The organism is Jannaschia faecimaris (assembly GCF_900107415.1).
GTDB lineage: Bacteria > Pseudomonadota > Alphaproteobacteria > Rhodobacterales > Rhodobacteraceae > Jannaschia > Jannaschia faecimaris.
Genome location: NZ_FNPX01000007.1, coordinates 68,087 through 88,015, shown reverse-complemented (window position 1 = coordinate 88,015; position 19,929 = coordinate 68,087). Strand labels below are relative to the sequence as shown.

Here is a 19,929-nt window from a genome sequence, read left to right as displayed (position 1 = left end):
CCCACATCTGACTACCCGCCTGTTTCGGCAGGGGCAATCAGACGAGCGCGGCGACGGCGAAAAACGGCAGGGGGATCAGCCCGGCCGTCCGGTTGGATTGAAAAAGTCGAAGGCAAAGATCGGCATCCCGTACGTCCAGCTGCGTGAGTTGCCACGCCAAATGCCAGCCCATTGCCCAGATGCCGACCAATGCCACTGTTGCGGGCAGGACCGGCAGGGCCATTAGGACGGCCATCGACATCAGGATAACGACCGCCGCGCCGAAGCCACGCATCCACGGCATGGGACGGTCGCCGAAGCGCCGCGCGGTGGATTTCACGCCGATCAGTGCGTCGTCCTCGATATCCTGATAGGCATAGATCGTATCGTAGAAAAGCGTCCAGGCGATGCCCCCCATGTATAGAAGCACCGCTGGCCAGCCCAACGCCCCGGTGTGCGCCGTCCAGATCAGAAGCGCCCCCCAGTTGAACGCGACCCCTAGAAAGACCTGCGGCCACCACGTGAACCGCTTGGCGAAGGGATAGATCGCCACCGGGATCAGCGCCAAAAGGCCCAGGCCGATGGTCGTCCAGTTGAAGGTGAACAGGATCAGCGCGGCGATGCCCGTCTGCACCGCCATCCAGATCAGCGCGCCCCTGACCGTGACCTGCCCGGACGGAATGGGCCGCGACCGGGTGCGCGCGACGGCACCGTCGAACTCCCGGTCCGTAATGTCATTCCAGGTGCATCCGGCACCGCGCATCAGGAATGCACCCAGCGCGACGGAAACCGCGATCCAGATGTCGAACGCCCGGAACCCGGTCGCCGCAACGGCCAGTGCCAGCCCCCACCAGCACGGCAGAAGCAGCAGCCAGGTACCATTCGGCCGGTCCGCCCGCGACAGTCGCAGATAGGGTCGTGCGATCGCCGGGGCCAGTGTGTCGACCCAATTGCCCTTGACGGCGTCGGCCACCTGTCCTTGATCGGGAGTTTCAGTCATCGGAAAGGCTCTCCATGGGCAGCAAGGTCAGATTGCACATAACCGGACCCCTCGGGGCGGGGCAATGCGTCGAGCTGTCAAAGGATCAGGGCCATTATCTGTCCGGCGTAATGCGGCTTGCGCCCGGCGATACGCTGACGGTGTTCGATGGCGCGAGCGGCGCGTTTCGCGCGACCATCGCTTCGGCCTCCAAGCGGGGAGGCACGCTGGAGATCGGCAAACAGACCGCGCCCCAACGCAACCCACCCGACATCTGGCTGTGCTTTGCCCCGATCAAGAAGGCACGCACCGATTTCATCGTGGAAAAGGCGACCGAGCTTGGCGCGGCCCGCATCTGCCCTGTCACGACACAATACACCAATTCCGAACGCATCCGTCAGGACCGATTGCAGGCCCATGCGCTGGAGGCCGCCGAGCAATGCGGCGGCACCTTCGTCCCCCCGGTCGACGATATCCTGCCCCTTCGCAAGATGCTGGCGGACTGGCCTGCGGACCGCGCACTAATTTTCTGTGACGAGACATTGTCCGAAGACCCCGACTGGGCCCAAGGCGGCCATACCAGCCCCTTCCCGCCGGCCCCCGCCGCGATCTTGATTGGACCGGAAGGCGGGTTTTCCCCCGAGGAGCGGGGGGTGCTTCGGGCACACCCGAACGCCCACCCCGTCAGCCTCGGCCCCCGGATTCTGCGCGCCGATACCGCGGCTGCGGCGGCCCTGACACTTTGGCAACAGGCGCAAGGGGACTGGTCGTGATCCGATTGAACGAAACACACCTGCCGGTCGTAACGGCCCTGCTGAACACCTGCGCCGAACGTGCGATGTTCCCGTTGGCGAACCTCGATGAACACGGACTGGGGGGCGATCATCCCCACGCGCTGCGCCTTTGGGCCGATGCCCCGGATCCCTCCAATGTGCTGGCCGTTACCAATGGCGGCATGGCCCTCCCGGTCCTGCCCGACCCCGCAGCAATCCCTCATGCGGCTACGATCCTGGGCGACAAACCCCTGATCGGCTTCGCGGGTCCCACCGACATGGTTCGCCCACTGATCGACGCGCTTGACCTGAACGATGCGCCGACAACCCTGAACACGGATGAGCCGCACTTCCTGATGGACCTGGCCGACCTGACCTGCCCGGATGGTCCTGGCCACTTGGTCCCCGTCTCCGCCGACCGGGACCGCGCCCAAGCCTGGCGGCAGGCCTACCTGGAAGAAGTCGGTCACGGCACGGCATCACTTGACGCGGTCACCGCCGAGGTCGACGGCTGGATCGCCGCCGACAGCCATCGCCTGCTGCTGATCGACGACGCGCCTGTCGCTCTGACCGGGTTCAACGCCGCCTTGCCCGACATCGTGCAGGTGGGGGGCGTCTATACGCCGCCCGACGCCCGTGGCCGGGGGGTGGCGCGGCGGGCCGTCGGATTGCACCTGGCGCAGGCACACGCCGATGGCGTTAAATCCGCGACGATGTTCGCCGCCTCAAAGGCAGCGGTCGCCGCCTACCTTGCCCTTGGCTTTCAACAGATCGGACACTTCACCTGGGTCTTCTTCGACGGAAAGGTCAGGCCATGATCCGCCCAGAGGTTGCCACGCTCCTTACCCGCTGGCGAGAGGCGCTGATTGGCGGGGCCGCCGTCCTGATCGGCCTCTGGCTCTGGCTGGCCTTCACCGGGCTGCTGGCCCTGTTCGGGGCCGTCGCCCTGGCGGTCGGCAGCGTTCTGATCCTGTCGGGTCTTCGCGCCGCGCGCTTTCGCAGCGATGGTCACTCGCCCGGCGTGGTGCAGGTTGTAGAGGGGCGGATCACCTACATGGGGCCCGTCGTGGGTGGGGTTGTCGCGCTGGATGAACTGACGGAGATCACGTTTCACCGCCCCGCGCAGGGCGATGCCTTCTGGCGACTGGCGCACACGCAGGACCAGCCCCTGATGATTCCCGAAGGGGCCGCCGGGGCCGACAAGCTGTTGGATGCGCTGGCCCCGCTGCCCGGTCTGGACACGGGCGCAATGGTTCGCGCCGTGCAGAAACGCACACCGCATACGATCACCATATGGCGACGGCACCCGCTGCGTGCCTTGACTTGACTGCGCGCCACGCTCAGTCGTGACCCTTCAACATCCAAGGCCCCGAAGGAGCGCGCATGTCCATTCCCCAGTCCGGCGGCGGTACCATCACCGATCACGCGCAACTTGCTGAATTCATGTCATCAGGCTGCAAGCCCAGGGACAAATGGCGCATCGGGACCGAGCACGAGAAGTTCGGCTTCTGCAAAGACAGCCTCTTGCCCCTGCCCTACGATGGTGAGCGATCGATCAACGCCGTTCTGTCGGGTCTGCGCGACCGCTTTGCCTGGACCCCGGTGGTCGAGGGCGGACACCTGATCGGACTTGAGAAGGACGGGGCCAACATCAGCCTGGAACCGGGCGGCCAGCTGGAGCTTTCGGGCGCGCCGCTGGAGACCATCCACCAGACCTGCGACGAAGTGAACGACCACCTGCGCGAGGTGAAATCCGTCGCCGACGATATAGGCGTGGGGTTCATCGGCCTTGGGGCTGCGCCGATCTGGACACACGATCAGATGCCGCTGATGCCCAAGGGCCGCTACAAGCTGATGGATGCATACATGGACAAGGTCGGCACCATGGGAAAAGTCATGATGCGCCGGACATGCACCGTGCAGGTCAATATCGACTTCGCCTCCGAGGCGGACATGGTGCAGAAGCTTCGCGTCGCCATGGCGCTGCAATCGGTGGGCACCGCGCTGTTCGCCAACTCACCCTTCTTCGAGGGCAAGCCCAACGGCCACAAATCCTGGCGCAGCCGCGTCTGGCGCGATCTGGATGCGTCTCGTACGGGGATTCCCGAATTCGTCTTCGAAGATGGCTTCGGGTTCGAGCGTTGGGTCGAGTATGCACTCGATACACCGATGTATTTCGTCTACCGCGACGGCAAATACATCGATGCCCTGGGCCAGTCTTTCCGCGACTTCTTGCGCGGCGAGCTGCCTGCTCTGCCGGGTGAAAAGCCCCTGTTGTCCGACTGGGCCGACCATCTGACCACGCTCTTCCCCGAGGCCCGCATCAAGAACTACATGGAAATGCGTGGCGCGGACGGTGGCCCCTGGCGGCGCCTGTGCGCCTTGCCCGCGTTCTGGGTCGGGTTGATGTATGACCAGTCGTCGCTGGACGCCGCCTGGGACATCGCCAAGGGGTGGAATCAGGAAACGCGGCTTGCCTTGCGTGTCGCCGCCTCCGAACAAGGCCTGCAAGCCGAAGTGAGCGGCATCAAGATGCAGGATCTGGCGCGCGAACTGGTGGATATAAGCCATGCCGGCCTCAAGGCCCGCGCACGCCCCGGCGGCGGTGGTCTGATCCCGGACGAAACGCATTTCCTCAACGCTCTCCGTGAAACGGTGGAAACGGGCAAGACGCCTGCAGACGAGATGCTGGACGACTACCATGGGGCCTGGAACGGTGACCTGACCCGCATCTACGCCGAGCGCAGCTACTGACGGGTTTCACCAAGATCCAGAATGGGGTCGTCACCACGGCTCCGCTTCTGTGCCCGCCGCCGCGACCACCGCAGGTGCGTTCCTGGCTGGCCCACGACAGTGAGTGCGGACTTACCCGGTGCCCCGCGCAGGCGACCATGGTCGCGGACGGTACCCGCTTGGCGCGCCGGATCCTTGACCGGCTACTATCCACCGAGCGAGGTAAAGGTGGACGCGATTTTCCACAATCGCTCCAGCCGCCACGCAGACAGTCGGTTCCACAAAGTGGAAACGGTACGGGGTTTTACTGCGCCTCAAGACGTCCCCACACAACCGCCTCATGTCCTCAACCGTGGCTTGGTGATATACGAACTCGCGTCTTGATCCTGGAGGTCGCCTCATGTCGATTGAACTCCCTGATTTCATGGAATCCGGCCAAGGGGAAACGGTTGTTCTCATCCACTCCAGTGTCGCCGGGGCCAAGCAATGGCGAAGTTTGATGGAGAGTCTGTCAAGCGACTTTCATGTCGTCGCGGTCAATCTTTTCGGCTACGGAAAAACTCGGGCTTGGGTCGAAGACCGATCGCAAACTCTCGAAGACCAGGCGAAGCTGATGAAAGCCTTTCTGCCTTCCGATGGCAGCAAGATATCAATCGTCGGACATTCTTTCGGTGGCAGCGTCGCTATGAAAGCGGCCTTGATCTTCAAGGATCAGGTGCGCCGCTTGGTTCTTGTGGAACCGAACCCATTCTACCTTCTGGAAAAGCATGGACGCACCGAAGCCTTCCAAGAAGCCGCCAGACTACAGGATGCAATCAAGACAAATGGAAGGGCGGGAACGTGGGAAACTGCCGCCGAGACGTTCGCGAATTACTGGAGAGGGTCCGGAAGCTGGGATTCAATGCCTCAAGACCGCAGGAGCAAGTTCGCGCTGGCGCTGAAACCCAACTTCCATGAGTGGGATGCCGTGATGAACGAGAGAACGAGTTTGCAGGATTGGGAAGCCGGTTTGCCCAAGGACACGACAGTCGTGTCATCCACAGATACCGTTCGATCAATTCATCAGATCGTTCAGTTGATGAGAGAGCATTTCTCAAGCTGGAACTTTGAACAGGTCGGCAATGGTGGACATATGGCCATGATAACGAAGCCTGAAAAACTCAATCCAATCGTGGCCAACGGGCTAGTCTGACGCATCCGTCCGGGGCTTCAGGCTGCCTTTCGGGGCACGGCTCGCCGCAGGTGCCAACCCGGTCCGAAGGGGCCCCGTGCGATCAACCACTGGCACATTGGCACCGAACCCGGCCCCTTCCCGACCGGCATGTCGCAGGGTTTCAACCGTGGCCGGCTCCACGCGGCGCAACTGCGGACGGTGCCACGGTTCTGCTTGGGGCAGGTGCTATTGGCTTCACCGAAAGTGCCAAGCATCATCCGCTTCGAAAACCCCGATGCGGTGCTGATCGCAAGCTACGAACGCCGGGCGCAAACGGACAGCCGCGATCAGGTCAGGGCAAACATCACCTTGGTCACTTCTGGCCGATCTTCGGCTCTGTCCCTTCACGGATACGCCGGATGTTCGCCTTGTGCCGATAAAAGATCAACGCGGCGAGACCAATGCAGAAAACGGTGCCCGATGGTTGCAGCCAAAGCGCCCAGACCGGCGCACTGATAGCCGCGACCAGTGCTGCAAGCGACGAAATGCGCGCCACCGCCGCCGTCGCGGCCCACATCAGGCAAGCGGCAAGGCCCAAGGGGAACGACAGGGCCAGCAGCGTGCCCAAGAAGGTCGCGACGCCCTTGCCCCCGTGAAAACGCAGAAAGACCGGAAAACAGTGCCCGAGGAAGGCCATCAGGCCCGCCAGCTGCGCCGCGTCCTCGCCCACCAAGGCGCGCGCCAGCAGGACCGCGGCCCCGCCTTTGCCCGCGTCGCCCAGTAAAGTCAGAAACGCCGCGGGCTTGTTGCCGGTACGCAAGACATTCGTCGCGCCGATGTTGCCCGATCCGACTTTGCGCAGGTCGCCCAGGCCGAACAATCGCGCCATCACGATGCCGAACGGGATCGAGCCCAGCAAATAGGCCAGCGCCGCCACCAGAAGCAGGGTCAGGGGGGCCGTTGCCAGATCAGGCATGTGCCGCCTCCCGGTCGTAAACCACGGTGCCACCAACCCATGTAGTCAGAACGCGCCCCTCCATCCGGGACCCGTCAAAGGGAGTGTTCTTGGATTTCGACGCCAGCGTCCAGCGGTCGAGCACGAAGGGGGCCTCCGGGTCGAAAAGAACCAGATCGGCCGGCGCGCCGGGGGCCAGCGTCCCCCCTTCCAGCCCCAGCCTGCGCGCAGGGTTCAGCGACATCGCGCGCCACAGGTGCGGCAGATCGATATGCCCCGCCGTCACAAGCCGCATCGCGGCGGGCAGCAGCGTCTCCAGCCCTACGGCACCGGGGGCCGCCTGCTCGAACGGCAGGCGCTTGGATTCCTCGTCCTGCGGCGTGTGCATGGAGCTGAGGATGTCGATTGTCCCGTCGGCCAGCGCCTCGGCAATCGCCAGGCGGTCGTCCTCCTCCCGCAATGGAGGGATCACCTTGAAGAAGGTCCGATAGTCGGCCACGTCGAGCACATTAAGCGTCAGATGATGGATCGACGTGCCTGCCGTCACGTCCACCCCCGCCGCCTTGGCACGGACCAACGCCGGCAGGGCGGCGGCAGTCGTGATCTGATCCAGATGGTACGCCACGCCCGTCGCCTCGACCAGCGCGAGGTCCCGCTCCACACCCATCCGCTCGGCCAATGGCGAAACGCCGGGCAGACCGCGCAGGGACGCGAACTTGCCGCTCGTGATGCAGGCCCCCGCCGACAGGCCCGGATCCTGCGGATGCCCGACGACCAGCGCGCCGAGCGACCGCGCGTAGGTCAGGCAGCGTGACAGCACCCTGGTGTCGGAAATGACATGCGTCCCGTCCGTGAACGCCACGGCCCCGGCATCGCGCAGGAAACCGATCTCCACCATCTCGCGCCCGCCACGTTCTCGCGTAAGCGCCGCCATGTGGTGCACCCGAACGGGCGAACGGAACGCGCGGGACCGCGCATGTTCCAGCATTTCAGGGCTGTCGATCACCGGGATCGTGTCGGGGCGGCAGACCATCGTGGTAATGCCGCCGCGCGCCGCCGCTTCGCCTGCCGTCAGGAAGCTTTCCTTGTGGCGCTCGCCCGGTTCGCCAACCTTGACGCCGACATCGACGATCCCCGGGGCCAGGCATTTGCCTTTACAGTCAATGATCCGCTCCGCCGGGCCGGTATCCGTGATCCGGCCTGCCTCGATACGCAAATCGCCAAGGGTTTCATGGCCCGAGACGGGATCGATCAGGCGGGCGTTGGTCAGAAGGGTGGCTGTCATATCTCCGGAGTTACCCAAGGTGCGGCAGCCTGTCCATCAGCGATGCGTGTAGGGCCGACAGACCAACATGGCGACACCCGTGCTGACGCGCACCCGCGACAGGGGCAGCACCTGCTCAGAGCAGGGCAAAGAGAACTGCCGCAAGCAAAAGCGCGACGACGACGATCACCGTTATCATGCGTTTGGACGGGCCGGGGGCTTCGCTGACCTCCGGGGCGACCACGCTGGGCTCCTTGACGGCGCGCGGCAGATCGCGCGGGGCATTGTCCGCCTCGGCGGGTGCATAGCTGCCGATATGGGTCAATTCGGGTCGGGGAGACAGCGCCTCTACCCCGTCCAGCGCCCGAGGGGCCAGCACCAGGACATCGCCCGACAGCCCGTCAAGCCGGGTCGCATCGGCTGCCAAGGCGTCTTCCGGAATGTCGTGCGCCTGCGCCAGGTAGGCGCGCAGGCCCATCGGCTCCACGTCGCGCACCGCGAAGACCTCGGCGTAGGTCGCGTCGATGTCCGCGCCCAATGCCTCGGCGAGCGGCGTTCCCTCTGTCTCGCTGCTCAGGCGCGACAGGTAGGTCTGATGCGCCAGCTTCACAGGTCCGTCGCTGACCGAAAATACATGAATGCGCGGATCTTTGGGCGTCAGGGCAAATGTCATCTCAACTCCTCCGAAGGCCTTCCTCCTAGATATTTAGGTCGAGACAGCGCGGATTACAGACCTCAGCCCGCCTTGGCCAGGTTCTGCGCCAGCAGGTCCATCGCGGCCATGCGCACGGCGACACCCATCTCTACCTGCTCTTGGATGACGGAACGATTGATGTCATCGGCGAGCGTTCCGTCAATTTCCACGCCTCGGTTCATCGGTCCCGGATGCATGACGATGGCGTCCGGCTTGGCATTTGCCAGCTTGGCGGCATCCAGGCCGAACCGATGGTAGTATTCGCGCTCCGACGGGATGAAACCGCCGTCCATGCGCTCTTTCTGAAGGCGCAGCATCATCACCACGTCCGCGCCCTTCAACCCCTCTTCCATGTCGTCGGTGACCTCGACCCCGAACTCGCCGATACCCGATGGCATCAGCGTCGGCGGGCCGATCAGGCGCACGCGGTTTTCCATCTTTCCCAGCAGGATCAGGTTGGATCGCGCGACGCGGCTGTGGGCGATGTCACCGCAGATCGCCACGGTCAGGCGATGCAGCCGCCCCTTGGCACGCCGGATCGTCAGCGCATCCAGCAAGGCCTGCGTCGGGTGTTCATGCCTGCCGTCGCCCGCGTTCAACACGGCGCAATTCACTTTTTCCGCCAGCAGATTCACCGCACCCGAATGCGGATGGCGCACCACGAGAAGATCGGGCCGCATCGCGTTCAGCGTCAGAGCCGTGTCGATCAGCGTCTCGCCCTTTTTCAGGCTCGACGCCTGCATCGCCATGTTCATCACGTCCGCGCCCAGCCGCTTGCCCGCAATCTCGAAGCTGGCCTGCGTGCGCGTGGAATTCTCGAAGAACATGTTGATCTGCGTCAGGCCCTCCAGCGCATCACCATGCTTCTCGCCCCGGCGCGTGGCCTCGGCATAGTGATCGGCTCGGTCCAAAAGAGCCGCAATCTCGACCGGGTGCAGGGGCTCGATGCCCAGAAGGTGGCGCTGTGTGAACATGGGGGTCTTGTGCCGGAGCGGGCGAGCACGATCAATGGGGCGCGTGGACCGCGATGCGCGGCCGGAAGCGAACCACTCGACCAGGTAAACAACCCGGCGACTATCTCCTTTCTCGGCCAACGCGAGTGCGAGCGCCTCCGGAAGCGATTCCACCTGCCACGGGCGGGCCCCTGTTTCCTAGGCCTGTTTCAGCAGGATTTGCCCCTGCACGTGGTCGCCGCCCTCGACATGACGCCCGCCCAGTTCCAGCAATCCGTTCAGAAGCCGGTGCAGATCAATTCATCCGGCCTCACCGGCCGCTTGCACGGCGTTTGACAGATATCATCTGTGCCTCTCCGAGGATCGATCCGCTATAGTCTCGCACCATCCGTTCCATCATAGCCGCCACGACCGCGTATTCGCCGTTCGCACCGCTTAAGTGCACTAGTGTCCAATTGACCAACGGGCCATTATCTTCCGAGCCTTCCGATGGCTCCAAACGCGCCAATGTCTCGCTCCAGTCGCCCGCGGCAACGGGCACGCGCGCCACAAGGAAACGCATCCCAGGGGTCAGGGCCACGTCCGGTCCATCCGACAGCGCCTCGACCACCATGACCAACTGTGCCTTATGCGCAGTTTCATCCATCCGGGTCATCACAAAACGAAGCAGCCAAAGTCGAACCGCTTCATCCCGCACCGCCTGGATCGCCACGAAGACGGTGCCGATCTCTCCCGCTTCGGCCAGCGCCTCGATCGTGAAATCAGGTTCGGGGAGACGATTGAACCAAAACGAGCTTTCCGCCTGTCCATCGCCATGGGCCGCAATCAGGTCGCGCGCCAGAGCCCCCTCGTTCTGGCGGAGGAAGGTATGCGTCGCACGGGCCGCGATCCGGGCAGTGGTGCCCGGATTTGCTGCGATCAAATCGCGGACACCCGCCATGTCGCCCATCAGAGCGAGGCATTGCGCAACGGTCCCCTCAATCGAAAGATCGTTCCCGATGATCCGCCGGTCCTCTTCCGTCACGCCGCGCGACAGGTCTTCGACCTGCCGGATCATCTCGGCTGCAAAAATGGGACCCGGCGAATAGGACCGGAAGGGGTTGCACGCCTGCGCCCGCAGGACGTCCAGCCGGATTGCGCCATAGGGCAGGCGTTCCTCCAACCGCCCCCGTAACAACGGCAGGAAGTCGGCCATCGAGACCCGTCCGGAATACCCCGCGATCCCGGCAATCAGGTTCATCACGCCCGCGATATCGATTGGGTTGCTTCGGGACCCGGCTCGCACCATCGCGCGGTCCAGCAGGCACATCTGCGTCGACATAGCCGTGGCACAGGGCGGGGCCGCGCCGCCCATCGCGACCTGCGGACCGGAGAACAGAAAAATAGTGCCGATGACATAGCGATAAATACGAACCACCTCGGACACTAGCCGTACGATTGCGACAAAATCGGGATCGATACCGTGCGAGTCTGCGACATGCCCCTTTCCGTTGCGCCCTGCCCGCGCTACCCCTCGCTCCATGCACGAAGCCGCCGACATCGACCCCTTCACCGCCGCCGCCACGCTTGAATGGCTGGTAGAGATGGGCTGTGACGAAGCCATCGCCGAACATCCTCTGAACCGCTACGCCCTGCCCGACCGGATGCCGGCAGCCGCCAAGCCGGCGCGGGCGACCGCCCATCCCGATGCCGCGCCGACGCTGACGACCGTGCAAGGCGACCCCGTGGACGAAGCGGAACGCGCCGCCGCCGCCGCGCAGACGCTGGAAGACTTGCGCACCGCACTCGACGCCTATCCGCATTGTGACATCCGGCTTGGGGCCAGGACCCTGGTCTTCGCCGACGGCAACCCCAAGGCGCGTGTGATGATCATAGGCGAGGCACCGGGCCGGGAGGAAGATCGCGCGGGCAAGCCCTTCGTCGGTCAAGCGGGGCAATTGCTGGACCGGATGCTGGCCGCTATCGGGCTTGCGCGCGACGCACCCGACCCGTCGCGCGCGGTCTACATCACCAATGTCTTGCCTTGGCGGCCGCCCTCCAACCGCGACCCGGAACCGGCGGAGGTCGCCATGATGCTGCCATTCCTGCGCCGTCACGTCGAACTAGCCGACCCGGACCTGCTGGTCCTGATGGGCAACCAGGCGTGCAATGCCGTCTTGGGCAAGCGCGGGATCACCAGGCTGCGCGGACAATGGACGACGGGGTTAGATCGGCCCGTTTTACCAATGCTGCATCCTGCCTACCTGCTCCGGCAGTCGGCTGCGAAACGCCACGCCTGGGCCGACCTGCTGGACCTTGCCGCCCGGCTTGATGGTTGAAGACGAGGCGTCGTGCGGTCCCGCACAGGCCACTCGGCACCACGCCCCCTTGGACACGGGCGTCGGTTGCCCCATCTTGAGCTGTCAATTCAAGAAACAGGAAACCCCGATGACATACAATCCTCCGAAAGTCTGGCAGAACACGGAGTCCGGCGGCCAATTCGCCAGCACCAACCGGCCTGTCGCCGGGCCGACGCATGACAAGGAACTGCCGGTCGGGGAGCATCCCTATCAACTCTATTCCCTCGGCACGCCAAACGGTGTCAAGGTTACCGTTCTCTTCGAGGAGCTGATCGAGGCAGGGCATGATTTCGACTACGACGCTTGGCTCATCAAGATCGGTGACGGCGATCAGTTCGGCTCCGGCTTCGTCGAAATAAACCCGAATTCCAAGATTCCAGCCTTGATGGACCGCAGCGGCGACAAACCCGTCCGGATCTTCGAGAGTGGCGCGATGATGCTGCACGTGGCCGAGAAATACGACGCCTTCTTGGGCGACAGCCGCACCGAAATGCTGTCTTGGCTGTTCTGGCAAATGGGCAGCGCGCCCTTCCTCGGCGGAGGATTTGGTCATTTCTATGCTTATGCGCCCGAGAAGTACGAATACCCGATCAATCGCTACGCCATGGAAACCAAGCGGCAGCTGGACGTTCTTGACCGGCATCTGGCCGACAACGACTGGATGGCCGGCAGCTACTCCATTGCCGATATGGCGATCTGGGCGTGGTACGGCCAACTGGTCCTTGGCCGCCAGTACGACGCGGCGGAATTCCTGGACGTGACCAGCTACAAGAACGTCCTCGCCTGGGCCGAAAAGATCGACGCCCGGCCCGCTGTCCGTCGCGGTCGCATGGTGAACCGCATCGCTGGCGACGACGAGAGCCTGAAGCTGCCCGAGCGTCACTCCCGCGCCGATTTCGACAAGTGAGACTTTGACCATGAGCAACGACCGCGCCTTCCTGCCATGCCGCATCGCGGTGCTGACCGTATCCGACACCCGCACGGTCGCCGACGACCGTTCGGGCGATACCTTGGTCGAAAGGTTGGAGGGCGCGGGTCACATTTTGGCGGCGCGCGATATCGCTCGCGATGACCGTGCCGCCATCGCGGCGCAGCTGCGCGACTGGTGCACCGCGCAAGACGTGGACGTCATCGTCTCGACCGGCGGCACCGGCCTGACCGGGCGGGACGTCACGGTCGAGGCGCATCGCGACGTCTACGAAAAGGAAATCGACGCCTTCGGCACGATGTTTACCATCGTCAGCATGAAAAAGATCGGGACCTCCGCCGTGCAGTCGCGCGCCTGCGCGGGCGTGGCGATGGGAACCTATCTTTTCGCCTTGCCCGGTTCCCCCTCGGCCTGCCGTGATGCCTGGGACGAGATCTTGCTGCATCAGCTTGATTACACGCACAAACCCTGCAATTTCGTTGAAATCATGCCCCGACTGGACGAACACCTGCGGCGGAAATGATCTCCTATTCAAGCAACGGAACCTTTCGCGACAAACGTGTAAGTTGGCAGCGGCCTAGAAAGGCTTATCTTTACGGCTGCACAACACGTTCGGAGTTCCAATGCGCTTTCTCGGACGAAGCCTTGTCGGCCTGTTCCTGCTCGCCCTGACGGCGGGACTGCTGGGGTGGGCGGCGCAGATCACGTATTCCGCGCTTGAAGATCGTCGCACACGCGAGACGGGTGGCCCGCCCGCGCGCGAACGCGTACTTGCCGCGAACGTCATCGCCGCGACGCCCGGCTCAATCACTCCGGTCATGACTGCCTTCGGCGAAGTTCGGGCGCGCCGCGTTCTTGAATTGCGCGCGCCATCCGCCGGTCGCATCGTGGAACTGGCCGACGGGTTCGAAGACGGTGGAACCGTCACCACGGGCCAGATTCTGCTGCGCATAGATCCGTCGGAGGCTGAGGCCGACCTCTCGGTCGCCCGCGCCGAACTGGCCGGAGCCGAGGCCGAGCTGCGCGACGCCGAACGGGCGCTGACGCTAGCCCGATCCGAACTGGTCGGCGCGCAAGCGCAGCGCGACCTGCAAGCCGCCGCCCTTCGCCGCCAGAAAGACCTGTTGCAACGCGGCGTCGGATCGACGGCGGCGGTAGAGACGGCGGAACTGTCGCTCTCGGCGGCGGAGCAGACCATCCTGTCACGCCGCGGATCCATCGCCCAGGCCGAAACCCGGATCGACACCGCCCGTCTCGCCATCGAACGGGCAAGAATCGCCCTCGACAATGCCAGCCGCGACCTGACTGATCGCACGGTCGTCGCCGACTTCGGTGGCCAGCTGAGCGAGGTTTCCGTTTTGCGCGGCAGCCTTGTGTCATCCAACGAAAAGGTCGCGACGCTGATCGATCCTGACGACCTGGAGGTCATCTTCAGCCTTTCAGCGGCGCAGCACGCGCGCCTTCTGGACGAGCGGGGCGAACTCATCGGCGCGCAGATCCGCGCGGTGCTGGATGTGCAAGGCCTGTCGCTGGCCGCAGCGGGCACCATCACCCGCGAGAGCGCGACAGTCGGCGCAAGCCAGACCGGTCGCCGGGTCTTCGCCACACTGGATCAGGCCAAGGGGTTTCGCCCCGGCGACTTCCTGCGCGTCGAAGTTCAGGAGCCCGCCATCGAACATGCGATCCGCCTGCCCGCGACGGCCCTGTCGCCGCAATCAACAGTGTTGGCCCTGACCGAAGACGACCGCCTGGAAGAAATCGCGGTCGAGTTGTTGCGCCGACAAGGCGACGACGTTCTGGTCTCCGGGCCTCTGGAGGGGCGCGACGTGGTGGCCGAACGTACACCCGCCCTTGGATCAGGCATCAAAGTCCGCCCGCTGCGCCCCGGTGCCGCACTCGCGCCTCCGGCGTTGGTCACACTTGACCCGGAACGGCGCGCGCGCCTCAAGGCGTATGTCCAGGCCAACACACGGATTCCCGAGGGACGCAAGGCCCGCCTTCTGCCACAGTTGGAGGATAAGGAAGTACCAGCGGAAATAGTCGAAAGGCTAGAATCCCGGATGGGCGGCTGACATGGGCATAATTGGCTATTTCACCCGCCATCGGACAGCAGCGAACCTGCTGCTGGTTTTGATGATCGCGGCGGGGATCATGGCGATCCCGAACATGCGGGCGCAGTTCTTTCCCGACGTAATCGTGGACGACATAGCCGTATCCGTCCGTTGGGACGGTGCAGGGGCCGAGGACGTCGACCGGGGCGTGGTACAACTGCTCGAACCCGCCCTGCTGGCGGTGGAAGGTGTGACCGAAAGTTCCGCCACATCCCGCGAGGGGTCGGCACAGATCACCTTGGAATTCGAACCGGGCCTGGACGTTGCGGCCTCTGCCGACGATGTGCAGGCCGCAATCGACGGCGTCTCTGCCCTGCCCGAGGGGATCGACGACCCCGTGGTCCGGCAGGGCCGATGGCGCGACCGTGTGACCGATGTGATCGTGACTGGCCCGGTCGGCGTGGACCAACTTGCACGCATCACCGACGAGTTCGTCCTGCAACTCTTCGCCGCGGGCGTGACGCGCACTTCGGTCCGGGGCATCGCCGCCCCCGAAGTCCTGGTCGAGGTGCCGACCGCGAACCTGATCCGCCACGATCTGACCATGGCCGATATCGCCGCCGCCATCGGATCCGAGGCGCAGGCCGATCCTGCCGGCGACGTGACGGGGGCCAACGCCCGCGTCCGCACCGGCACCGCCCGGCGCGAGACCGCAGACATCGCCGGCATCGTACTGCGCCGCAAAACCGACGGCACCGCACTCACCATCGGCGACGTGGCCCGCGTCACGTCCGGCGGCGTCGACCGGGAGCGGGCCTATTTCGTGGGCGACAACCCCGCGATCAGCGTGCGCGTCGACCGCTCGGCCGAAGGGGACGCCATCGGCCTGCAAAAGCAGGTCGAAGCCGTGGCGAGCGACGTTCTCCAAGGAGCCCCCCAGGGCACCCGGATCGAACTGATCCGCACCCGGACCGAAGCAATCACAGGGCGCATCGGCTTGCTGATCGACAATGCGTTGATGGGTTTGGGGCTGGTTGTGGCTCTGCTGTTTCTGTTCCTGAACGCACGGACGGCTTTTTGGGTCGCGGCCGGTATCCCTGTCGCGATGCTGTCGGCAATCGCACTGATGTGGGTCGCGGGAATCACGATCAACGTGGTGTCGCTTTTCGCGCTGATCATCACGCTGGGCATTGTCGTGGACGACGCGATCGTCGTGGGCGAGCACGCCGATTTTCGCCATTCGCGGTTGGGCGAAGACCCGAAGACGGCGGCCGAAAAAGCAGCCCGGCGCATGTTCACGCCTGTCTTCTCGGCCACGCTGACGACCGTCATCGCTTTTTTCGGACTTGTGGCCATCGGTGGTAGGTTCGGGGACCTAATCATCGACATCCCTTTCACCGTAATCGTTGTTCTGATCGCTTCGTTGATCGAGTGCTTCCTGATCCTGCCGCATCATATGGCCGGGGCACTGGTCTCGCGCGCGCCCCGCGGGTTCAGCGCATGGCGCGCGGCAACCGGCGCGCTGGCGGCCGCGATCCTGCTGCCGGTCCTGGCGCTGGTCCTTGCCTTCGGCTTGACCCTTGCCGCAGAACTTCTGGGCCTGATCGACGACAGTCTTGCGGTGGCGTTCTCGGTCCCGTTCGTCGTCGTCGTTCTCGGGGGTGTCTATGCTGTGCTGATATGGAGCGGATTCCTGTCCGGCCCCGACGCGACACAGCGCACGCTCGCACGGCTTTCGACCCACGGCGTCGATATCGTCTCCCACACGGTTACCCGGGGCTTCAACTGGACCCGTGATCGCGTGTTCCGCCATCTGGTCCGCTTTGCCCTCTGGGCGCGCTACCCTGTGGCGGCGGTCGCGGTCGTCCTGCTTTCGACGCAGGCTGCGCTGTTCATCCGGGGCGACGTCCAGTGGCGTTTCTTCAACGCACCGGAGCGGGGTTCGGTGACTGGAAACTTTGCCATGGTCGACGGAGCCACGCGGGCCGACACGCTGGCACAGATGCGCGAATTGCAGCGCGCAACCATGGCTCTGGGCGAAGACTATGCCGAGCGCCACGGCACCAACCCGCTGGCGTACGTTTTGGCCGAAATCGGCGGTAATTCCGGCCGCCCCCTGCCATCTGCCGATGATAAGGATCCGGAACAGCTGGGCGCGATTTCGATCGAATTGATCGACGCCGACCTGCGCCCCTATTCCAGTTTTCAGCTCGTTGAGGAATTGCAGGAAGCCGCCGTCCAACTCCCCTTGACCGAAGAGATCAGCTTTCGCGGCTGGCGGTCCGGACCCGGCGGCGATGCCCTCTCGGTAGACTTTTACGGCGCGGACTCGGCCACGTTGAAGGCTGCGGCGGATGCACTGAAGTTGGCGGTCCTGCAATTCCCCGAGGTATCGGGCGTGGAAGACAGCCTGCCCTTCGACAAGGACGAACTGATCCTGAACCTGACACCGCAGGGAGAGGCCCTGGGCTTCGATATCGACACGCTGGGCCGGACCCTGCGCAATCGGTTGAACGGCATCGAGGCGGCGACCTTCCCGGCCGGCCCCCGCACCGGTGAAATCCGCGTGGAACTGGCCGAAGGCGAAGTCCGCGCCGATTTCCTCGACACGCTGCGCCTGACCACGCCGTCCGGTGGCGACGTGGCCCTCTCAGACATCGTGACCGTCAAGGTGCAATCCGGTTTCGCAACCGTGCGGCGCGACAACGGCGTGCAGATCGTGACCGTGTCGGGCGACATCACGCAGGACGACGCCGCCCGTGCCAACGCCATCCGCGCGGCCCTGACAAATGAAATCCTGCCCGAAATCGCCTCCGTCCATCAGGTCGCCTATGAACAGGGCGGCCTTGCCGAACAGGAACGCGATTTCCTGACCGACGCGACCCTGGGCCTCGTGGCGTGCCTGTTGGGCATCTACCTTGTCCTCGCCTGGATCTTTTCCAGCTGGACGCGCCCCGGGGTAATCATGGCCGTCATTCCCTTCGGCCTGATCGGGGCGGTCTGGGGCCATTGGTGGTGGGACGTTCCGCTCTCGATGTTCTCGGTCGTGGGCCTGATCGGGATGACCGGCATCATCATCAACGACTCGATCGTTCTGGTGACGACGGTGGACGACTACGCCCGCGACCGTGCGTTGCGACCGGCCATCGTGGATGCCGTCTGCGACCGTCTGCGACCGATCCTGCTGACGACTCTCACGACTGTTCTGGGCCTTGCACCGTTGCTCTACGAATCTTCCAGCCAGGCACAGTTCCTGCGGCCCACCGTCATTACGCTGGCCTATGGGTTGGGCTTCGGGATGGTGCTGGTGGTGCTTCTGGTGCCCGCGATCCTACTGATGGGGAACGATGTCGCGCGCCTGACCACGGCGCTGCGCCGACTGCTGCGTCTGCCCTTGCGGCGGCGCGGTCGTGGGGCGGGTCTGGTCGGTCTGTCGCTGGGCACGGTGATCGCGATCTGGGGCTTTGCCACGCTGGGCTATCGGCTGATCACCAGCGAGGTCTTGCCCCCCCTGCAACCAATCCTTGCGGACCCAGGCATCCCCACGGTCTTCGCGGTCTTCATGGCGGGCACAACGGGCCTGCTGCTGTTGACCTGGCTGATCGTGGGCCTGTCCCTGCCGCGCCGTCGGTCGGCCTAGATCGTCATCCGCGGGCGCGCATCGCCAGCGCATCCTGCGTTGTCAGGGCCTTCCCGGCGTAGCCATAGCAGCCACTGCGAACCTCGTGAACCCGGACCGATGTTCCATCGCGGATCGCCTCACCGCCAACCGCGCCTAAGACATCTGTCACGCGGCGAATGATCTCTGCTTTCTCAGCGTCTGAAAACACACCCTCCAGAAGCTGAATATCGATTGAAGGCATGAGGCTCTCCGAATTTCTGACGGTACGCAATACCCGCGACCGGAGCCGCCGGTGTCCAAACTTCGAACCTGTAGTCGAAGGACCGCGCGGCGTCGGCTTTCAGCCTGGGGTGCTGGCACACTACGGAATGCGGTCGATTCGGTCCACCTGAACGGAATTGGGCTACGCTCCCCGTACCTGGCCCAGCAATGCCAGCCTCATCGCCTCAAAACGCGTCCGGCTTGGCCTCTCGCGCCATGTGGTCCAGCACGGCGTTCACGAAACCGGCTTCCTTGCCGTCGGGAAAGAAGGCACGCGCGACTTCGACGAATTCGTTAATCACGACCTTGGGCGGTGTGTCACTGTCAAGCATTTCACCGCCGGCGGCGCGGAACAGCGCGCGAAGCGTGGGGTCGATCCGGCCCAAAGGCCATTTCGCCACCAGTGCCCGATCGGTCATCTGGTCGATCTTCGCCTGAAGCTTGACCGCCGACTCCAACAGGCTGCGGAACAGGGTCGGGTTGCCCTCCTCGAAGGCTCCCTCCTCGGTCACCATGCCAAAGCGATGCGTCTCGAACTCCACCTGCACCTTGTCCAAGGTCTGCCCGATGGCTTCCATCTGGAACAGCGCCTGTACGGCATAAAGCCGGGACGCGGATTTCATCCGGCGCTTGAGCGCGCGCTTCTCGTCTGGGGTCATCTGATCCATGCGCGCGACCTAGGCCCGCCCGGCGGGGGCGTCAAGCAACGGTGGGCCCTGTCTTGCCTACGGCGTCATGTTGAAAGCTGCCGGGCTTGAATCCGATGCCGGTGTTCGACTTTTTCATCGATCGCTGAAGCGCGATCAGATGCAGCGCGGCCTGTGCCGCGGCTCCGGCCGTATTCAGCCTGTCCGCGTCCGCCCGCTCCTCGGCCTGCTCCATGTTCTCGACGGTGATGATGCCGTTCCCGATGCAAGCCCCGGCAAGGCCCAGCGTCGCAATGGCCCGCGCGCTTTCGTTTACGACCACGTCGTAATGCGAGGTCCGCCCCCGGATCACGCAGCCCAGCGCGACATAGCCGTCGAAATCCGACTGCCGGTGCGCGATTCCAATGGCGGTGGGGAGTTCAAGCGAACCGGGCATCTCGACCGTTTCATGCGCGACGCCCGCCCGCTCCAGCACGCCACGGGCCGAATCCAACTGCGCCTTGGAGATGTCGCCGTAATAAGGCGCGATCACGATCAGCACCTTGCAGGGTTCATCGAAGGCCGGCAGCGGCAGTTCGTTGTCGGAATGTCCCGCCAT

19 protein-coding genes are annotated in these 19,929 nt (G+C 64.3%); 10 read left to right on the top strand and 9 right to left on the bottom strand.

The window, feature by feature from the left end; genetic code table 11:
• Positions 1-37: 37 nt before the first annotated feature.
• A complete protein-coding gene (gene ubiA, locus BLV27_RS09910) occupies positions 38-979 on the bottom strand; it encodes a 4-hydroxybenzoate octaprenyltransferase (protein WP_092645462.1) in 942 nt (313 codons plus the stop codon).
• 14 nt (positions 980-993) lie between these two features.
• Between ubiA and BLV27_RS09905 the strand changes: the two genes are divergently transcribed.
• From BLV27_RS09905 to BLV27_RS09885, 5 genes are all read left to right on the top strand, one after another.
• Entirely contained in the window at positions 994-1,731 is a 738-nt protein-coding gene (locus BLV27_RS09905) for a 16S rRNA (uracil(1498)-N(3))-methyltransferase (RefSeq protein WP_092645460.1), read from the top strand.
• Positions 1,728-2,549 carry a GNAT family N-acetyltransferase gene (locus tag BLV27_RS09900; protein ID WP_092645458.1) on the top strand — a complete coding sequence of 274 codons (822 nt, stop codon included), beginning with the start codon at positions 1,728-1,730 and terminating at the stop codon, positions 2,547-2,549. Before BLV27_RS09905 ends, BLV27_RS09900 begins: the two co-directional genes overlap by 4 nt.
• Positions 2,546-3,058: a hypothetical protein gene (locus BLV27_RS09895; RefSeq protein WP_092645456.1), complete on the top strand. Its 513-nt coding sequence runs from the start codon at positions 2,546-2,548 to the stop codon at positions 3,056-3,058. Before BLV27_RS09900 ends, BLV27_RS09895 begins: the two co-directional genes overlap by 4 nt.
• Positions 3,059-3,114: 56 nt before the next feature.
• Complete coding sequence (locus BLV27_RS09890) at positions 3,115-4,485, top strand: glutamate--cysteine ligase (protein ID WP_092645454.1); 1,371 nt, start codon at positions 3,115-3,117, stop codon at positions 4,483-4,485.
• 379 nt (positions 4,486-4,864) lie between these two features.
• On the top strand, positions 4,865-5,656 hold the full coding sequence (locus tag BLV27_RS09885) for an alpha/beta fold hydrolase (RefSeq protein ID WP_092645452.1): 792 nt from the start codon (positions 4,865-4,867) through the stop codon (positions 5,654-5,656).
• A gap of 334 nt (positions 5,657-5,990) precedes the next feature.
• Here the strand turns inward: BLV27_RS09885 and plsY are convergent, their stop codons facing one another.
• The 5 genes from plsY to BLV27_RS09855 all read right to left on the bottom strand — a co-directional run bounded on the left by plsY (position 5,991) and on the right by BLV27_RS09855 (position 10,909).
• Positions 5,991-6,593, bottom strand: a complete 603-nt coding sequence (gene plsY / locus BLV27_RS09880; protein ID WP_092645450.1) for a glycerol-3-phosphate 1-O-acyltransferase PlsY — start codon at positions 6,591-6,593, stop codon at positions 5,991-5,993.
• Complete coding sequence (gene pyrC / locus BLV27_RS09875) at positions 6,586-7,857, bottom strand: dihydroorotase (RefSeq protein WP_092645448.1); 1,272 nt, start codon at positions 7,855-7,857, stop codon at positions 6,586-6,588. The genes plsY and pyrC overlap by 8 nt, the downstream gene beginning before the upstream one ends.
• A gap of 115 nt (positions 7,858-7,972) precedes the next feature.
• On the bottom strand, positions 7,973-8,509 hold the full coding sequence (locus BLV27_RS09870) for a hypothetical protein (protein WP_092645445.1): 537 nt from the start codon (positions 8,507-8,509) through the stop codon (positions 7,973-7,975).
• A 62-nt stretch (positions 8,510-8,571) separates the two neighbouring features.
• Positions 8,572-9,504: an aspartate carbamoyltransferase catalytic subunit gene (locus BLV27_RS09865; protein ID WP_092645443.1), complete on the bottom strand. Its 933-nt coding sequence runs from the start codon at positions 9,502-9,504 to the stop codon at positions 8,572-8,574.
• A gap of 289 nt (positions 9,505-9,793) precedes the next feature.
• A complete protein-coding gene (locus BLV27_RS09855) occupies positions 9,794-10,909 on the bottom strand; it encodes a hypothetical protein (protein WP_139176588.1) in 1,116 nt (371 codons plus the stop codon).
• A gap of 94 nt (positions 10,910-11,003) precedes the next feature.
• Here BLV27_RS09855 and BLV27_RS09850 point away from each other — a divergent pair, with 94 nt between their 5' ends.
• From BLV27_RS09850 to BLV27_RS09830, 5 genes are all read left to right on the top strand, one after another.
• Positions 11,004-11,801, top strand: a complete 798-nt coding sequence (locus BLV27_RS09850) for a uracil-DNA glycosylase (RefSeq protein ID WP_092645437.1) — start codon at positions 11,004-11,006, stop codon at positions 11,799-11,801.
• Between the two features lie 109 nt (positions 11,802-11,910).
• Positions 11,911-12,729, top strand: coding sequence for a glutathione-dependent disulfide-bond oxidoreductase (gene yghU, locus BLV27_RS09845; RefSeq protein ID WP_092645435.1), 819 nt, complete (start codon positions 11,911-11,913; stop codon positions 12,727-12,729).
• Between the two features lie 10 nt (positions 12,730-12,739).
• On the top strand, positions 12,740-13,273 hold the full coding sequence (gene moaB / locus BLV27_RS09840) for a molybdenum cofactor biosynthesis protein B (protein ID WP_092645433.1): 534 nt from the start codon (positions 12,740-12,742) through the stop codon (positions 13,271-13,273).
• Positions 13,274-13,373: 100 nt separating this feature from the next.
• Positions 13,374-14,822, top strand: coding sequence for an efflux RND transporter periplasmic adaptor subunit (locus BLV27_RS09835; protein ID WP_092645430.1), 1,449 nt, complete (start codon positions 13,374-13,376; stop codon positions 14,820-14,822).
• Position 14,823: 1 nt separating this feature from the next.
• On the top strand, positions 14,824-18,441 hold the full coding sequence (locus BLV27_RS09830; RefSeq protein WP_092645428.1) for an efflux RND transporter permease subunit: 3,618 nt from the start codon (positions 14,824-14,826) through the stop codon (positions 18,439-18,441).
• Positions 18,442-18,445: 4 nt separating this feature from the next.
• On the opposite strand, the gene BLV27_RS09825 is transcribed toward BLV27_RS09830, so the two are convergent.
• The 3 genes from BLV27_RS09825 to BLV27_RS09815 all read right to left on the bottom strand — a co-directional run bounded on the left by BLV27_RS09825 (position 18,446) and on the right by BLV27_RS09815 (position 19,929).
• Complete coding sequence (locus BLV27_RS09825; protein ID WP_092645426.1) at positions 18,446-18,664, bottom strand: tautomerase family protein; 219 nt, start codon at positions 18,662-18,664, stop codon at positions 18,446-18,448.
• 205 nt (positions 18,665-18,869) lie between these two features.
• A complete protein-coding gene (gene nusB / locus BLV27_RS09820; protein WP_092645424.1) occupies positions 18,870-19,352 on the bottom strand; it encodes a transcription antitermination factor NusB in 483 nt (160 codons plus the stop codon).
• Between the two features lie 31 nt (positions 19,353-19,383).
• Positions 19,384-19,929, bottom strand: a complete 546-nt coding sequence (locus BLV27_RS09815; RefSeq protein WP_092645422.1) for a 6,7-dimethyl-8-ribityllumazine synthase — start codon at positions 19,927-19,929, stop codon at positions 19,384-19,386.

Bases quoted from the DNA above. Each gene is read 5' to 3' on its own strand.
- ubiA (WP_092645462.1), bottom strand. From the start codon at position 979: ATGACTGAAACTCCCGATCAAGGACAGGTGGCCGACGCCGTCAAGGGC.
- BLV27_RS09905 (WP_092645460.1), top strand. From the start codon at position 994: ATGGGCAGCAAGGTCAGATTGCACATAACCGGACCCCTCGGGGCGGGG.
- BLV27_RS09895 (WP_092645456.1), top strand. From the start codon at position 2,546: ATGATCCGCCCAGAGGTTGCCACGCTCCTTACCCGCTGGCGAGAGGCG.
- BLV27_RS09890 (WP_092645454.1), top strand. From the start codon at position 3,115: ATGTCCATTCCCCAGTCCGGCGGCGGTACCATCACCGATCACGCGCAA.
- BLV27_RS09885 (WP_092645452.1), top strand. From the start codon at position 4,865: ATGTCGATTGAACTCCCTGATTTCATGGAATCCGGCCAAGGGGAAACG.
- plsY (WP_092645450.1), bottom strand. From the start codon at position 6,593: ATGCCTGATCTGGCAACGGCCCCCCTGACCCTGCTTCTGGTGGCGGCG.
- pyrC (WP_092645448.1), bottom strand. From the start codon at position 7,857: ATGACAGCCACCCTTCTGACCAACGCCCGCCTGATCGATCCCGTCTCG.
- BLV27_RS09870 (WP_092645445.1), bottom strand. From the start codon at position 8,509: ATGACATTTGCCCTGACGCCCAAAGATCCGCGCATTCATGTATTTTCG.
- BLV27_RS09865 (WP_092645443.1), bottom strand. From the start codon at position 9,504: ATGTTCACACAGCGCCACCTTCTGGGCATCGAGCCCCTGCACCCGGTC.
- BLV27_RS09850 (WP_092645437.1), top strand. From the start codon at position 11,004: ATGCACGAAGCCGCCGACATCGACCCCTTCACCGCCGCCGCCACGCTT.
- yghU (WP_092645435.1), top strand. From the start codon at position 11,911: ATGACATACAATCCTCCGAAAGTCTGGCAGAACACGGAGTCCGGCGGC.
- moaB (WP_092645433.1), top strand. From the start codon at position 12,740: ATGAGCAACGACCGCGCCTTCCTGCCATGCCGCATCGCGGTGCTGACC.
- BLV27_RS09835 (WP_092645430.1), top strand. From the start codon at position 13,374: ATGCGCTTTCTCGGACGAAGCCTTGTCGGCCTGTTCCTGCTCGCCCTG.
- BLV27_RS09830 (WP_092645428.1), top strand. From the start codon at position 14,824: ATGGGCATAATTGGCTATTTCACCCGCCATCGGACAGCAGCGAACCTG.
- BLV27_RS09825 (WP_092645426.1), bottom strand. From the start codon at position 18,664: ATGCCTTCAATCGATATTCAGCTTCTGGAGGGTGTGTTTTCAGACGCT.
- nusB (WP_092645424.1), bottom strand. From the start codon at position 19,352: ATGGATCAGATGACCCCAGACGAGAAGCGCGCGCTCAAGCGCCGGATG.
- BLV27_RS09815 (WP_092645422.1), bottom strand. From the start codon at position 19,929: ATGGCGGGACATTCCGACAACGAACTGCCGCTGCCGGCCTTCGATGAA.